General features: G+C 68.5%; 11 protein-coding genes. 9 read left to right on the top strand and 2 right to left on the bottom strand.

Translation table 11 applies throughout. The features are described 5' to 3' along the window. Positions 1-823: 823 nt before the first annotated feature. Positions 824-2,152: an MFS transporter gene (locus tag K4L06_RS17895; RefSeq protein ID WP_255595209.1), complete on the bottom strand. Its 1,329-nt coding sequence runs from the start codon at positions 2,150-2,152 to the stop codon at positions 824-826. 326 nt (positions 2,153-2,478) lie between these two features. Here K4L06_RS17895 and cyoA point away from each other — a divergent pair, with 326 nt between their 5' ends. From cyoA to K4L06_RS17850, 9 genes are all read left to right on the top strand, one after another. After that, complete coding sequence (cyoA, locus tag K4L06_RS17890) at positions 2,479-3,531, top strand: ubiquinol oxidase subunit II (RefSeq protein WP_221672681.1); 1,053 nt, start codon at positions 2,479-2,481, stop codon at positions 3,529-3,531. 116 nt (positions 3,532-3,647) lie between these two features. After that, a complete protein-coding gene (gene cyoB, locus K4L06_RS17885; RefSeq protein WP_221673678.1) occupies positions 3,648-5,624 on the top strand; it encodes a cytochrome o ubiquinol oxidase subunit I in 1,977 nt (658 codons plus the stop codon). After that, positions 5,617-6,246, top strand: coding sequence for a cytochrome o ubiquinol oxidase subunit III (gene cyoC / locus K4L06_RS17880; protein WP_221672680.1), 630 nt, complete (start codon positions 5,617-5,619; stop codon positions 6,244-6,246). Before cyoB ends, cyoC begins: the two co-directional genes overlap by 8 nt. Beyond that, positions 6,243-6,671, top strand: coding sequence for a cytochrome o ubiquinol oxidase subunit IV (cyoD, locus tag K4L06_RS17875; RefSeq protein ID WP_221672679.1), 429 nt, complete (start codon positions 6,243-6,245; stop codon positions 6,669-6,671). Before cyoC ends, cyoD begins: the two co-directional genes overlap by 4 nt. Positions 6,672-6,853: 182 nt before the next feature. Beyond that, the gene (locus K4L06_RS17870) at positions 6,854-7,624 is read left to right on the top strand and encodes an SURF1 family protein (protein WP_221672678.1); all 771 of its coding nucleotides are present in this window, start codon (positions 6,854-6,856) and stop codon (positions 7,622-7,624) included. Positions 7,625-7,750: 126 nt separating this feature from the next. Then, positions 7,751-9,001 carry an ATP-binding protein gene (locus tag K4L06_RS17865; protein WP_255595206.1) on the top strand — a complete coding sequence of 417 codons (1,251 nt, stop codon included), beginning with the start codon at positions 7,751-7,753 and terminating at the stop codon, positions 8,999-9,001. After that, the gene (locus K4L06_RS17860) at positions 8,994-9,539 is read left to right on the top strand and encodes a response regulator transcription factor (protein ID WP_221672676.1); all 546 of its coding nucleotides are present in this window, start codon (positions 8,994-8,996) and stop codon (positions 9,537-9,539) included. Before K4L06_RS17865 ends, K4L06_RS17860 begins: the two co-directional genes overlap by 8 nt. Positions 9,540-9,832: 293 nt before the next feature. Beyond that, on the top strand, positions 9,833-12,118 hold the full coding sequence (locus K4L06_RS17855; protein ID WP_221672675.1) for an isoamylase: 2,286 nt from the start codon (positions 9,833-9,835) through the stop codon (positions 12,116-12,118). A gap of 145 nt (positions 12,119-12,263) precedes the next feature. Beyond that, positions 12,264-13,496, top strand: coding sequence for a hypothetical protein (locus K4L06_RS17850; RefSeq protein ID WP_221672674.1), 1,233 nt, complete (start codon positions 12,264-12,266; stop codon positions 13,494-13,496). On the opposite strand, the gene K4L06_RS17845 is transcribed toward K4L06_RS17850, so the two are convergent. Further along, a complete protein-coding gene (locus tag K4L06_RS17845) occupies positions 13,471-14,505 on the bottom strand; it encodes an AraC family transcriptional regulator (protein WP_221672673.1) in 1,035 nt (344 codons plus the stop codon). The two genes, K4L06_RS17850 and K4L06_RS17845, sit on opposite strands and share 26 nt — an antisense overlap. Between the last annotated feature and the right edge of the window lie 261 nt (positions 14,506-14,766).

Here is a 14,766-nt window from a genome sequence, read left to right as displayed (position 1 = left end):
GTGGCTTCGTCACATTCAGGTGCGAACCGAACGCGCACTCGGACAGAGAACGTCGACGCCACTGCGCAAACCCCGCGAATTCGCGGCAATTCTTGCGCAACTCGAATGCGCGTATCGCTTGCCGATGACCTGCAATATCCGGTCGCACCGCACCTGCCTCGACCGCAATGCATGTGCATGCGATTCGTTATCGGCGATTAACGGCCGGTTTCTCGCGCCGCGTCGGCGCGACATGCGGCGCCGCATTCTTCGCCGCAGCCGTCGCTTCGGCGATTGCGCGGACCGTTCGCCACGAATGCGCGTCACACGCGGTCGCTGCGCGACCGGCGAACGATACGGTTGCGCGCGAGGGCCGCCGTTGCGACGCGCAGCCGCTGCTCTGGAGCGCCAGCCACGCCGACAGCGGGCGCACGATCGCGTACGCCGACGTATGCGCAACGACGAAGCGAACGTCGCCAGCGGATTCGGCGACGGCCCGCAACGCGCATCGCCGCCACGATCGCGAGTTCGAGCGACGGGGCATGCGACGCATCGCCGTCTCAGCCTGCCGTCGAGACGGCATGAACCCGCGAGCGCAATCCGCCAAATTCGGCAAAAAGAAAATCGGCGCCGGGTTACGCCGGGCGTCGCGCGACGTAGGCCTATATATATATATGCGAAGACGCATGGCGACGCGCGGCACTACCGGCCGTTGCCGATCCGCTGCAGCGCCGGGCTCCGGCCCGTTCCGCAACTCATGCCTTGACGACCTCGCAAAACACGACGGCCCGCGCAAGCGCAGGCCGTCGTGGTCGATCCGCCGGCGTCGCCGGCGCGGGCGGGATCAGCTGCGCAGCTTGAGCGCCCGGTTGACCGCCAGCGCGGCCATCGTGCAGACCGCGCCCGACAGCAGGTAGACGCCGACGAAGGCCAGGCCGAAGCGGGCGCACAGGCCCAGCGCGACCAGCGGCGCGAACGCGGCGCCGATCAGCCAGGCCAGGTCGGAGGTCAGCGCGGCGCCGGTGTAGCGGTACTTGGAGCCGAAGTTCGCGGTCACCGAGCCGGCCGCCTGGCCGTAGGACAGGCCGAGCAGGACGAAGCCGATCAGGATGAAGGCGTCCTGCCCGATCGCGCCGCTGCCGAGCAGGGTCGGCGCGAAACCGCTGAACATCGCGATCGCCGCGGCCAGCGCGGCCAGGGTGCGCGGCCGGCCGAAACGGTCGGCGATGGAGCCCGAGGCGACCACCGCGCCGGCGGCGAGGAAGGCGCCGACGATCTGCACCGCCAGGAACTGCGGCACCGACTGGTCCGAGTACAGCAGGATCCACGACAGCGGGAAGATGGTGACGATATGGAACAGCGCATAGCTGGCCAGGGCGGCGAAGGCGCCGATCACCACGTGCCGGCCTTTGGCCCCGACCAGTTCCAGCACCGGGGTCGGCTCCAGCTCGTGCTCGCCCAGTTCGCGTTCGTACTCGTGGGTCAGCACCAGGCGCAGGCGGGCGAACAGGGCCACCACGTTGATCGCGAAGGCGGCGAAGAACGGATAGCGCCAGCCCCAGTCGAAGAAGTCGGTCGGCGACAGCGCGCCGTAGAGGTAGGCGAACAGGGCCGCGGAGATGATGAAGCCGACCGGGGCGCCGAGCTGGCCGAGCATGGCGTACCAGCCGCGCCGCTCCTTGGGCGCGTTGAGCGCCAGCAGCGAGGGCAGGCCGTCCCAGGAGCCGCCCAGGGCCACGCCCTGGCCGAGCCGGAACAGGGCCAGCAGCACGATCGACAGGCTGCCGATCTTGGCGAACCCGGGCAGGAAGGCGATGCCGGCGGTGCAGCTGCCGAGCAGGAACAGGGCCGCGGTCAGCTTGGTGCTGCGGTCCCAGCGGCGCTGGATCCACATGAACAGCACCGTGCCCAGCGGCCGCGAGACGAAGGCCAGGGCGAAGATCGCGAACGACCACAGGGTGCCCTCGAGCTTGTCGAGGAAGGGGAAGAACACCGAGGGGAAGACCAGCGCCGAAGCGATGCCGTAGACGAAGAAGTCGAAGTACTCCGAGGCCCGCCCGATCACCACCCCGACCGCGATCTCGCCCGGCTTGACCTCGCCGTGCGGCTCGGGGCCATGGACGGAAACGGTGCGGGACGACTCCGGGAGGGCATGGCTGGGCATAGGCATCATAGGCGGGCGCTCGGTACGGGTTGCGGTCCGTGGTCGGCGGCTGTGCCGGAACGGGCGGGTCGCTTAACCCGCCTCTCCGACGTTACTCCGGTCTGCGGACGACGCCAATACCGTCCCGCGGACGCCCTGTTCAGCGCCAGGCCGCGCCGTTGTTGGGTTTCGTGAAGACGGCGCGACGGCCCCGCCCTCGCCCGCCGCCCGCCTCGTCGATGCTGCAGCGCAGCGCATGGGACAAAACGTCCAATCGTCCGCGCCGCGCCCGGCCTTTAGGATCGCGCCCATCGCCGCGGCCGTCGCGGCCCCGCTCGTGCCTACGCGTCAGATTAATGAACGCTCTCAAGACTCTGTTCCGACCCTTGCTCGTCGCCGGCGCCGCGCTGGCGCTGGCCGGCTGCAACACCGTGGTGCTGAACCCGTCGGGCGATATCGCCCAGCAGCAAGGCAACCTGATCGTGATCTCGACCGTGCTGATGCTGCTGATCATCGTGCCGGTGATCGCGCTGACGCTGTTCTTCGCCTGGCGCTACCGCGCTTCGAACACCAAGGCGACCTACAAGCCGGATTGGGACCACTCCACCCAGCTCGAGCTGGTGATCTGGTCGGCGCCGCTGCTGATCATCATCGTCCTCGGCGCGATCACCTGGGTCAGCACCCACACCCTGGATCCCTACCGTCCGCTCGACCGGATCAAGCCCGGCCAGCCGGTCGCCGCCGACGTCAAGCCGCTGGTGATCGAAGTGGTGGCGATGGACTGGAAGTGGCTGTTCCTGTACCCGGAACAGAACATCGCCACGATCAACGAAGTGGCCGCGCCGGTCGACCGGCCGATCCAGTTCAAGATCACCGCCTCGACGGTGATGAACTCCTTCTACATTCCCGCCCTGGCCGGCCAGATCTACGCCATGCCGGGCATGCAGACCCAGTTGCACGCGGTGATCAACAAGCCCGGCGACTTCGAGGGCTTCTCCGCCAACTACAGCGGCGCCGGCTTCTCGCACATGCGTTTCCGCTTCCACGGTCTGGACCAGGCCGGCTTCGACGCCTGGGTGGCGAAGAACCGCGCCAGCGGCACGACCCTGGAGCGCGCCGGCTACCTGGAGCTGGAAAAGCCCAGCGAGAAGGAACCGGTACGCCGCTACGGCGCGGTCGCGCCGGGCCTGTACCAGGCGATCCTCAACCGCTGCGTCGACTCCAGCCGGATGTGCATGGACGAGATGATGGCGATCGACGCCGCCGGCGGCCTCGGCCTGAGCACCGACGCGCTCGCCCAGCGCCGCATCGGCGACCTGCGCGGCGGTCCGTACGTGGCGTCGGCGATGTGCCTGACCTCGCCCAACGCCGCGACCCCGAACTGGGGCGTCGCCACTCTCGCGCCCTAAGCCGCGCAGCCGCCGCTCAGCCACCGCATTCGTTTAGCCAGCGCGCCCGCGGGCGCCAGGTCCGGCAGCGGACCTTCGGAGTCAAGATGACAGAACAACCCCACCCCGCCCACCTGATCTTCGGCCGGCTCAGCTGGGAATCGATCCCGCTGCACGAACCGATCCTGATCGCGACCTTCGCCATGGTCGCGCTGGGCGGCATCGGCGTGGTCGCCCTGCTTACCCGCTACAAGCTCTGGGGCTACCTCTGGAACGAGTGGTTCACCAGCATCGATCACAAGAAGATCGGCATCATGTACATCGTGCTGGGGCTGGTCATGCTCATGCGCGGTTTCGCCGACGCGATCATGATGCGTTTGCATCAGGCGATGGCGTTCGGCGACAACGCCGGCTACCTGCCGCCGCACCACTACGACCAGATCTTCACCGCCCACGGCGTGATCATGATCTTCTTCGTGGCGATGCCGCTGGTCACCGGCTTCATGAACTACGTGGTGCCGCTGCAGATCGGCGCGCGCGACGTGGCCTTCCCGTTCCTCAATAACTTCAGCTTCTGGATGACCGCCTGCGGCGCCGCGCTGGTGATGGTCTCGCTGTTCGTCGGCGAGTTCGCCACCACCGGCTGGCTGGCCTATCCGCCGCTGTCGGGCATCGCCTACAGTCCAGGGGTCGGCGTCGACTACTACATATGGGCGCTGCAGATCGCAGGCGTCGGCACATTGCTATCCGGCATCAACCTGATCGCGACCATCGTCAAGATGCGCGCGCCGGGCATGAGCATGATGAAGATGCCGGTGTTCACCTGGACCTCGCTGTGCACCAACGTGCTGATCGTGGCCGCGTTCCCGGTGCTGACCGCGGTGCTGGTGCTGCTGTCGCTGGATCGCTACGCGGGCACCAACTTCTTCACGAACGATCTGGGCGGCAACCCCATGATGTACGTGAACCTGATCTGGATCTGGGGCCACCCGGAGGTCTACATCCTGATCCTGCCCTGCTTCGGCATCTTCTCCGAGGTCGTCTCGACCTACAGCGGCAAGCGCCTGTTCGGCTACGCCTCGATGGTCTACGCGACGGTGGTGATCACCATCCTGTCCTACCTGGTGTGGCTGCACCACTTCTTCACCATGGGCTCGGGCGCCAGCGTCAACTCGTTCTTCGGCATCACCACGATGATCATCTCGATCCCGACGGGCGCGAAGATCTTCAACTGGCTGTTCACCATGTACCGCGGCCGGATCCGGTTCGAAGTGCCGATGCTGTGGACGATGGGCTTCATGGTCACCTTCGTCATCGGCGGCATGACCGGCGTGCTGCTGGCGGTGCCCCCGGCCGACTTCGTCCTGCACAACAGCCTGTTCCTGATCGCCCACTTCCATAACGTGATCATCGGCGGCGTGCTGTTCGGCCTGTTCGCCGGCATCAACTTCTGGTGGCCCAAGGCCTTCGGCTTCAAGCTCGATCCGTTCTGGGGCAAGTGCTCGTTCTGGTTCTGGCAGATCGGCTTCTTCTTCGCCTTCATGCCGCTGTACGTGCTCGGCCTGATGGGCGTGACCCGCCGGGTCAGCCATTTCGAGGACTCCTCGCTGCAGATCTGGTTCGTGATCGCCGCCTTCGGCGCGGCGCTGATCGCCCTGGGCATCCTCAGCTTCCTGATCCAGGTCGCGGTCTCGATCCGCAACCGCAAGGCGCTGCGCGACGAAACCGGCGATCCGTGGCAGGGCCGCACCCTGGAATGGTCGACCTCCTCGCCGCCGCCGGACTACAACTTCGCCTTCACCCCGGTGGTGCACGACAACGACGCCTGGCACGACATGAAGCAGCGCGGCTATCAGCGTCCGACTTCGGGCTTCCTGTCGATCCACATGCCCAAGAACACCGCCGCGGGCGTGGTCATCGCCGGCCTGAGCACGCTGTGCGCGTTCGCCCTGATCTGGCAGATGTGGCTGGTCGCCGGCGTGTCCTTCGTCGCCATGCTGATCGCCGCCATCGTCCACACCTTCAACTACAAGCGCGACTACTACATCCCGGCGGAGCAAGTCACCGCTACGGAGAACCAGCGCACGCAACAACTGGCCGCCGCCCATGTCTGACGCCATCGCCACCCAAACCGCCGACGGGCGCCCGGTCTTCTTCGACCTGAAGGGCAAGCACCATCCGCAGAACGGCACCCTGCTCGGGTTCTGGCTGTACCTGATGAGCGACTGCCTGGTGTTCGCGGTGCTGTTCGCCGTCTACGGCGTGCTCGGCCGCAGCTACGCGGCCGGCCCGTCCGGCGCCGACCTGTTCGACCTGCAGCTGGTCGCGATCAACACCGCGATGCTGTTGCTGTCGTCGATCACCTATGGCTTCGCGATGATCGCGATGACCAAGCGCAAGCTGGCCGCGGTGCAGGGCTGGCTGGCGATCACCGGCCTGTTCGGCCTGGCCTTCCTCGGCCTGGAGCTGTACGAGTTCGCCCATCTGATCCACGAGGGCGCCGGCCCGCAGCGCAGCGCGTTCCTGTCCTCGTTCTTCGCCCTGGTCGCCACCCACGGCCTGCACGTCACCTTCGGCGTGGTCTGGCTGGTGGTGTTGATGGTCCAGCTGGGCAAGCATGGGCTGATCCCGGAGAACCGCCGCCGCCTGCTGTGCCTGTCGATGTTCTGGCACTTCCTCGACGTCGTCTGGATCGGCGTCTTCACCTTCGTCTACCTGATGGGAGCGCTGCCGTGAGCCACCCGGTCGCCAATCAACACCACGACAACGGCCACGATCATCACGGCCACGACGGCCATGACGATCACGGCCACGGCCACCACGACGGCGACGATTACCACGGCACCGTCAAGGGCTACGCGATCGGCTTCCTGCTGTCGGTGGTCCTGACCGCGATCCCGTTCTGGCTGGTCATGTCCAAGGCGATCCCGAGCTCGGGCACCACCGCCTTCGTGATCCTGGCCTTCGCGGTCGTGCAGATCGTCGTGCACATGATCTACTTCCTGCACATGAACACGAAGTCGGAGGGCGGCTGGAACATGCTCGCGCTGATCTTCACCCTGGTGCTGGTGGTGATCATGCTGGCCGGCTCGTTGTGGGTCATGCACCACCTCAACGTCAACATGATGCCGGTGCCGCACGATATGCGCTCCATGCCTTGAGGCGGGGAGACCGCGTAGGAGAGCTGGGATCCAATGGCTCTTCGCCGCTTTGAAACGATGCGATGCCCGGGCGGATGCACCGTTCCGGGCATCGCGTTTTCAGGGCCCGGGAAGGCCCGTGCTGTTAGGATGAGCCCCGACGCAGTCGCGGCTTCGTACCCGTAGTTCGCGAGGTGGCACCCATGACGGCGACCCCGGCCCGGCGGCCGCGCGGCGTTTTCGCGCTGGTCGCGCTGTACCTGCTGTTCGCGACCCTGTTCGCGGGCCTGATCGCGCTCGGCAGCTGGCAGGTCCAGCGCCGCGCCTGGAAGCTCGACCTGATCGAGCGGGTCGAAGCGCGCGTGCACGCGCCGCCCGGGGCGCCGCCGGCGCGGGCCGATTGGGCGAGCGTGAGCGCGGCCCGCGACGAGTACCGCCACGTGCGCCTGAGCGGCCGTTATCTCGCCGGCCACGACACCTACACCCAGGCGGTCACCGAGCTCGGCCCCGGCTATTGGCTGCTGAGCCCCTTGCGCACCGACGCCGGCGAGATCGTACTGGTCAACCGCGGCTTCGTCCGCGAGCGCAAGGCGCCGCCGCCCTCGGCCGCCGGCGAAGTGACCGGCCTGCTGCGGCTCAGCGAGCCCGGCGGCGGTTTCCTGCGCAAGAACGAACCGGCGCAGGACCGCTGGCATTCGCGCGACGTCGCCGCCATAGCCGTGGCCCGCGGCCTCGCCGGCGAGCCGGTCGCGCCTTACTTCGTCGACGCCGACCGGGCGAAAGACGCCGGCGCCGACCCGGCGCAGGAACCGGTCGGCGGACTGACGGTGATAAAGTTTCCCAACAGTCACCTGGTCTACGCGCTGACCTGGTTCGGGCTGGCGCTGATGGTCGCCGGCGCGGCCTGGCGGGTGGCCCTGGAGCAACGCCGGCGGCGCCGTGCCGTACCGCCGCCGACCGATGAGGTTCGTTGAGGCCCGCCGATGCAGGACACTTCGCCCCCCCGCGCGACCGACGCCCGGCCTGCATCGCCGCCCCTTTCCGGGTCGCCCGCGCCGCTGCTGTCTCCGGCCCTGCGCGCCAGCGCCGGGGTGCGCAACATGCACCAGCTGATCCAGCTGCGCTGGATCGCGGTGATCGGCCAGGTCGCGACCATCCTGTTCGTCCATTTCGGCTTCCGCATCCAGCTGCCGCTGGCGCCGATGGCGATCGTGCTGGCCTGCCTGGCGGCGTTCAACCTGGTCAGCACGCTGCGCTGGCGGCATCGCGAGAAAGTCACCAACGGCGCCTTGTTCCTGGCCCTGCTGATCGACGTGATGACCCTGACCGCGCAGCTCTACCTCAGCGGCGGCGCGGCCAATCCGTTCGTGTTCCTGTACCTGCTGCAGGTCGCCCTGGCCGCAGTGCTGCTGCGCACCTGGGCCAGTTGCGCGATGGTCCTGGTCACCACCGCCTGCTTCGTCGCCCTGACCACCTTCTCCGGACCGGTGGTGATCCCGGCCGACCCGACCCGCGGCCTCGCCGATCCGTACGTGCAGGGTCTGCTGCTGTGCTTCGCCCTCAACGCGACCCTGCTGGTGGTGTTCATCACCCGCATCGGCCGGATCCTGCGCGCTCGCGACCAGCACTTGGCCGACCTGCGCCAGCGCGCCGCCGAGGAAGAGCACATCGTGCGCATGGGCCTGCTCGCCTCGGGCGCCGCGCACGAGCTGGGCACGCCGCTGGCGACGCTGTCGGTGATCCTCGGCGACTGGCGGCGGATGAAGCCGTTCACCGAACAACCCGAGTTGCTGCAGGAACTCGACGAAATGCAGACCCAGCTGCAGCGCTGCAAGTCGATCGTCACCGGCATCCTGCTCTCGGCCGGCGAAGCGCGCGGCGACGCGCCAGTGGAGACCACGGTCGGCGAGTTCCTCGACGACCTGGTCGCCGAATGGCGCAGCACCCGCCCGGTGCGCGGCTTCGACTACGCCAACGAGTTCGGCGCCGACGTCGCCATCGTCTCCGACTCGGGCCTCAAGCAGATGATCGGCAACGTCCTCGACAACGCCCTGGAAGCCTCGCCCGACTGGGTCGGCCTGGAAGCCTGGCGCGACGAGGACCGGCTGGTGCTGCGAGTCAGCGACGCCGGTCCCGGCTTCGCCCCGGCCATGCTCAGCCAGTTCGGCAAGCCGTATCAGTCCAGCAAGGGCCGCCCCGGCCGCGGCATGGGCCTGTTCCTATCCTTGAACGTCGCCCGCCAGCTCGGCGGCAGCATCGCCGCGCGCAACCGCGAACCCAGCGGCGCGGTGGTCACGGTCAGCCTGCCGCTGTCCTCCCTGACCCTCAACGAGGCCCCCGCCGATGAGTGAGGACGCCGCCCCGCGCCGGCTGCTGATCGTCGAAGACGACGCCGCCTTCGCCCGCACCCTGAGCCGCTCGTTCGAACGCCGCGGCTACCGGGTGCACCACGCCGCCAACCTGGCCGAGGTCGGCAAACTGCTGCGCGAGCACTCGCCCGGCTACGCCGTGGTCGACCTCAAGCTCGCCGGCGGCGACTCCGGCCTGGCCTGCGTGCAGGCCCTGCACGCCCACGACCCGGACATGCTGATCGTGGTCCTGACCGGCTACGCCAGCATCGCCACCGCAGTCGAAGCGATCAAGCTCGGCGCCCTGCACTACCTGGCCAAGCCGTCCAACACCGACGACATCGAAGCCGCCTTCACCCGCGCCGAAGGCGACGCCTCGGTCGAACTGACCGAACGCCAGACCTCGATCAAGACCCTGGAATGGGAACGCATCCACGAGGTTCTGGCGGAAACCGACTTCAACATCTCCGAAACCGCGCGACGGCTGGGCATGCACCGGCGGACGCTGGCGCGGAAGCTGGGGAAGCATCGGGTGAAGTGAAGCGGGCCGAAACGAAGCTCGTGAAGCAGAGGGCACGCCCGTCCGCCGAATCCGGTCGTTAGAAAGCGCTTGCGACACTGCGATCGCGCCGGCCGCTACCGTCGCGCAGAAGCGTTGCGCGTCACGAATCCCGCCGTGAATACGATTGCAGTCGCTCCGGAGCGGCGCAGCATCGCGCCTAGAGTGTTCCCGCGCGATGTGCGCGGCGGAACGACGAGGCAACGACGATGCGGAACACGGAACGGCAAGGGATTGCGGCAGCAGCCGGTCGCGGCAACTTCATTGCGATAGCTTTGCTGGCGCTGTCGGCCGCGACGGCCTGGCCGCTGGCCGCATCGGCCGCGATCGACGCCCAGCAGCTCGGCGCGCGCTACGACGCCGCGCAGGCCAACCTCGCCTTCCGGGTCTGGTCCTCGCGCGCGACCCGGGTCGAGGTCTGGCTGTACAAGGCCGGCTCGGGCTCGCAGGAGGTCGCGCGCATCGCCCTGAGCAAGGACGCGGCCAGCAACGTCTGGTCGACCACCCTGCCGGTGGCCACGATCAAGAACAGCTACGGCATCACCGGCGCGGTGTACTACGGCTACCGCGCCTGGGGGCCGAACTGGCCGTATTCGGCCTCGTGGACCAAGGGCAGCAGCACCGGTTTCGTCAGCGACGTCGACGCCGCCGGCAACCGCTTCAATCCGAACAAGCTGCTGCTGGACCCCTACGCGCGCGAGATCAGCCAGGACCCGAACACCGCCGCCTGCCCCGACGGCACGATCTACGCCAGCGGCGCGTCGCACCGGCACAAGGACAGCGGCGCCTGCGCGGCCAAGGGCATCGCCCTGGCGCCGCAGTCCGGCTCGATCGGCAGCAAGCCCAGCCGTCCGCTCAAGGACGAAGTGGTCTACGAAGTGCACGTGCGCGGCCTGACCCGCAACGACGACAGCGTGCCCGCGGCCGAGCGCGGCACTTACGCCGGCGCGGCGCGCAAGGCCGCCCACCTGGCCTCGCTCGGGGTCACCGCGGTCGAGTTCCTGCCGGTGCAGGAGACCCAGAACGACCAGAACGACATCGCCCCGAACTCGACCGCCGGCGACAACTACTGGGGCTACATGACCCTGAACTACTTCGCTCCGGACCGTCGCTACGCCGCCGACAAGTCGCCGGGCGGGCCGACCCGCGAGTGGAAGGCGATGGTCAAGGCCTTCCACGACGCCGGGATCAAGGTCTACATCGACGTGGTCTACAACCACACCGGCGAAGGCGGCCCCTGGGGCGGCAGCGACGGTCTGACCGTGTACAACCTGCTGTCGTTCCGCGGCCTCGACAACCCGGGCTACTACTCGCTCAGCAGCGACTACCAGCACCCCTGGGACAACACCGGCGTCGGCGGCAACTACAACACCCGCCACCCCACGGCGCAGAACCTGATCGTCGACTCGCTGGCCTATTGGCGCGACACCCTCGGCGTCGACGGTTTCCGCTTCGACCTGGCCTCGGTGCTCGGCAACACCTGCCAGCACGGTTGCTTCAACTACGACAAGCTCGACTCGGGCACCGCGCTGAACCGGATCGTCGCCGAGCTGCCGCCGCGCCCGGCCGGCGGCGGCGCCGGCCTGGACCTGATCGCCGAGCCCTGGGCGATCGGCGGCAACTCCTATCAGGTCGGCAATTTCCCCGCCGGCTGGGCGGAGTGGAACGGCCTGTACCGCGACGCGCTGCGCAAGAAGCAGAACAAGCTCGGCCAGGAAACCGTCACCGCCGGCACCCTCGCCACGCGCTTCGCCGGCTCCAGCGACCTGTACGGCGACGACGGCCGCAAGCCCTGGCATTCGGTCAACTTCATGGTCGCCCATGACGGCTTCACCCTCAACGACCTGTACGCCTACAACAGCAAGCAGAACAACCAGCCCTGGCCTTACGGCCCCTCCGACGGCGGCGAGGACCACAATCTCAGCTGGGACCAGGGCGGCGCGGTCGCCGAACAGCGCAAGGCCGCGCGCACCGGCCTGGCCTTCGTGATGCTCAGCGCCGGGGTGCCGATGATCACCGGCGGCGACGAAGCGCTGCGCACCCAGTTCGGCAACAACAACAGCTACAACCTGGATTCGCCGGCCAACTGGCTGTACTGGACCCGCAGCGCGATCGAAGCCGACCACGAAACCTACACCCGCCGCCTGATCGCGTTCCGCAAGGCGCATCCGGCCCTGCGCCCGGCCGGCTTCTACTCCGGCGCGGACAACAACGGCAACGTGATGGAGCAGTTGCGCTGGTTCAAGCCCGACGGCGCCCAGGCCGATGCGGCCTACTTCAACGCGACCGACAACCATGCCCTGGCCTGGCGCATCGACGGCAGCGAGTTCGCCGATCCGGCCAGCGCGATCTACGTCGCCTACAACGGCTGGTCGGGGCCGGTGAACTTCGTCCTGCCCTGGCCGGGCAACGGCAAGCAGTGGTATCGGGTGACCGATACCGCGACCTGGAACGAGGGCCCGAACGCGGTCGCCCTGCCCGGCGCGGAAACCCTGATCGGCGGCGAAAACACCGGCTATGGCCTGCAGGCGCGCTCGCTGCTGTTGCTGATCGCCAAATAGCCCGCCCCCAGGAACGCGACCGCGGCGAATCCCGACCGCGGTCGCAGTTGCGGCCGGCGGCCGCGGCGGGCTGGCCTCGCCGGCGGCGGCTTGGCGTTGGGCGGAATATCGGCGGGCGCCCCGCCCCGCCGTCGCCGAGGTCCGCATGTGGCAGCTGCGCACGATCGACAACCCCAGCGGCGCGGCGCTGTGGTTCAGCGACGGCCAACCGCTGACCGCGATGCGCGGCGGCAGCGGCGCATCGAGCCGGCTGATCGTCGACGGCCTGGGCTTTTTGGACATCACCGATTTCCAGAACGGCTTTCCGAACGGACCGGTGATGGATCTGGTCGACTGCAACGGGGTCAGCCTGGACTACACGCCCAACCCCAGCGTGCAGTTGGACCTCAGCCTGAGCGCGGACGCGCGCTTCGCGGTGACCGCGGTCGGCAGCGGCCAGAGCGGCGCCGGCGCGCTCAAGCCGCTGCCGGCGATCGACCCGGCCGATGCGGCTTACCTGGAAGCGATGATCGCGCAGAAGTACGTGCCGTATCAGGACATCCCGGATGCGCCGGGCAAGAGCACCGCCGAAATCCGCGCACTGGGCGAACGGCTGTTTCCGTTCACGCCGTATTCGTTCCAGCTGGCGATGTCGATCTACGACTGGACCACGGCCTCGTTCACCCGCCTGGTGCTGATGAAGATCTTCGGCTACACCGCGATGGGCCACTCGCCGCCGCCGCTGGACCAGCCCAGCATCGCCGATGCGATCTGGGAATCGAACTGGAACACCTACAACCCGCAGAACCCCGACTACATGCGCTCGTTTTTGATGGTGCCGGCCGATTCGCTGCAGAGCGTGCAGACCCAACTGGCCGCGGTGGCGATCCAGCTGCAACGCTTCAGCGACGTCGAGAACCGCCTGCTCGCCGCCGGCTTCCAGGCCATGCCGCGCACCAGCATCGTCGACCAGGCGCAGCTGTTCAGCGGCCAGGTCGACATCTACCAGCTCGGCACCGAGCATTTCGGCATCGAGTTCCTGCAATGCCCGCTCAACGCCGGCCCCGCCACCGTGCCGCTGCAGATTCCGCTGCAGCAGGCGCTGGACGACTACATCCAGCCCGGCGACACCCTGACCACCAAGATGGTGTGGAGCTTCGGCAGCACCTACGACGAGGCCCTGCAGTACCAGAACGGGATCGTGCTGATCGCCAATCCGCCGCCGGGCGCCTGGGTCTGGGACGCGGCCAGCTACATCACCCCGCTGTCGGACGGTCCGGACAAGATCGAGTACACCTTCGCCCCGGGCACCAGCTTCCTGGTCCAGTCGGTGGAATGGAGCCAGGACAGCAAGGGCAATCCGCTGTGCGTGATCACCCTGCAGGTGCTGCCGGGCTGAGCGGCTCGCGCACGCGCCGGCGGTACTCGCTCGGGCTCAGGCCGAAGGCGCGGCGGAAGCTGCGGCTGAAGGCGGGTTCGGAGCCGTAGCCGACCTGGGCCGCGACCAGCGAGACGAGCGCATCGGTGCGCGCCAACAGATCGGCCGCCAACTGCATGCGCCAGCCGGCCAGATAGCGCATCGGCGGCTCGCCGACGCGCTCGGCGAAACGCTGGCCCAGGGCCGAACGCGATTGATGCAGGCGCGCCGCCAACGCGTCCACCGTCCAGTCGCGCGCCGGCTCGGCATGCAGCAAGGCCAACGCGCGGGCGACCAGCGGATCGCGCAGGGCGAGGATCCAGCCGCGCTGCTGCGCCGGCGCTTGCGCCAGCCAATGCCGCACCGCCCAGATGAAGACCATGTCGATCAGGCGCGCGATCATGATCCGGCTGCCGATGCTCGGCTGCCGGGTCTCCTTGCGCATCGCCTCGAAAGTCAGCGCCAGCCACTGCGCCGGCGACTCGTCGGCCGCGCCCCGCTCCGCCGTGCGCACGTGCAACAGGCCGGGCAAGGCGCGCATCAGCGCGGCGCCGCTGAGCGCTTCGAACACGAACGCGCCGCTGGTCAGCTGCGGGCCCGCGCCGGCGCCGGCCTCGATCCGGTGCGCGCAGCCCTGCGGCAGGATCAGCAGATCGCCCGGCTGCGCCTGCACGCGGCTGCGCCGGCCCGGGCCGGCTTCGATCGCGAAGCTGCACGGCGCCTCGCGCACGAAATGGAACATCGCCCGGCCGCGCGGATAGCGCAGCGGCTGGCCGGCGAGCAGCGCACCTTCGCGCACCAGTTCGCCGTTCAGGCGCGCCAGGCGAAAGGCTTCGAAGAACACATCGGTTTGCAGCGGGTCGGTTTGCCGCGGGTCGGTCTGCAGCGAATCTATCCGCCGCGGGTCGAACTCCGACGATTCGGTCGGTCGCGAGCCCGTTTTGGAGCCGCCGGCCGGCGCTGCCCGGGTGCGCGACGAACGCTTCGGCATCGCCAGCGATGCCGGCTCGGCGGCCGCGGCCGGCTCGGAAGAGCGGGAAGATCGGGGGCTGCGGGCGGTCTGGCGTTTCGGCATCGGATGGCGGCGTTTCGGTCACGCCGCGGCAGCGGCGGCTGGCTAAGTTAAGCGCTCGGGCCGGCACGGTCACAAGCCCGGGCGCAGGCGTTGCGGCTGCGCAACGCCTGCGCCCGGCTTCACGACGGCTAGCGCGCGGACATGAAACCCTCGCGCTCGCGCCGGCCGGACACCGGC

Origin of the sequence: Lysobacter sp. BMK333-48F3 (genome assembly GCF_019733395.1) — a bacterium.
Taxonomy (GTDB): Bacteria; Pseudomonadota; Gammaproteobacteria; order Xanthomonadales; family Xanthomonadaceae; genus Lysobacter.
This window is presented reverse-complemented; position numbering and strand designations above follow the sequence as displayed.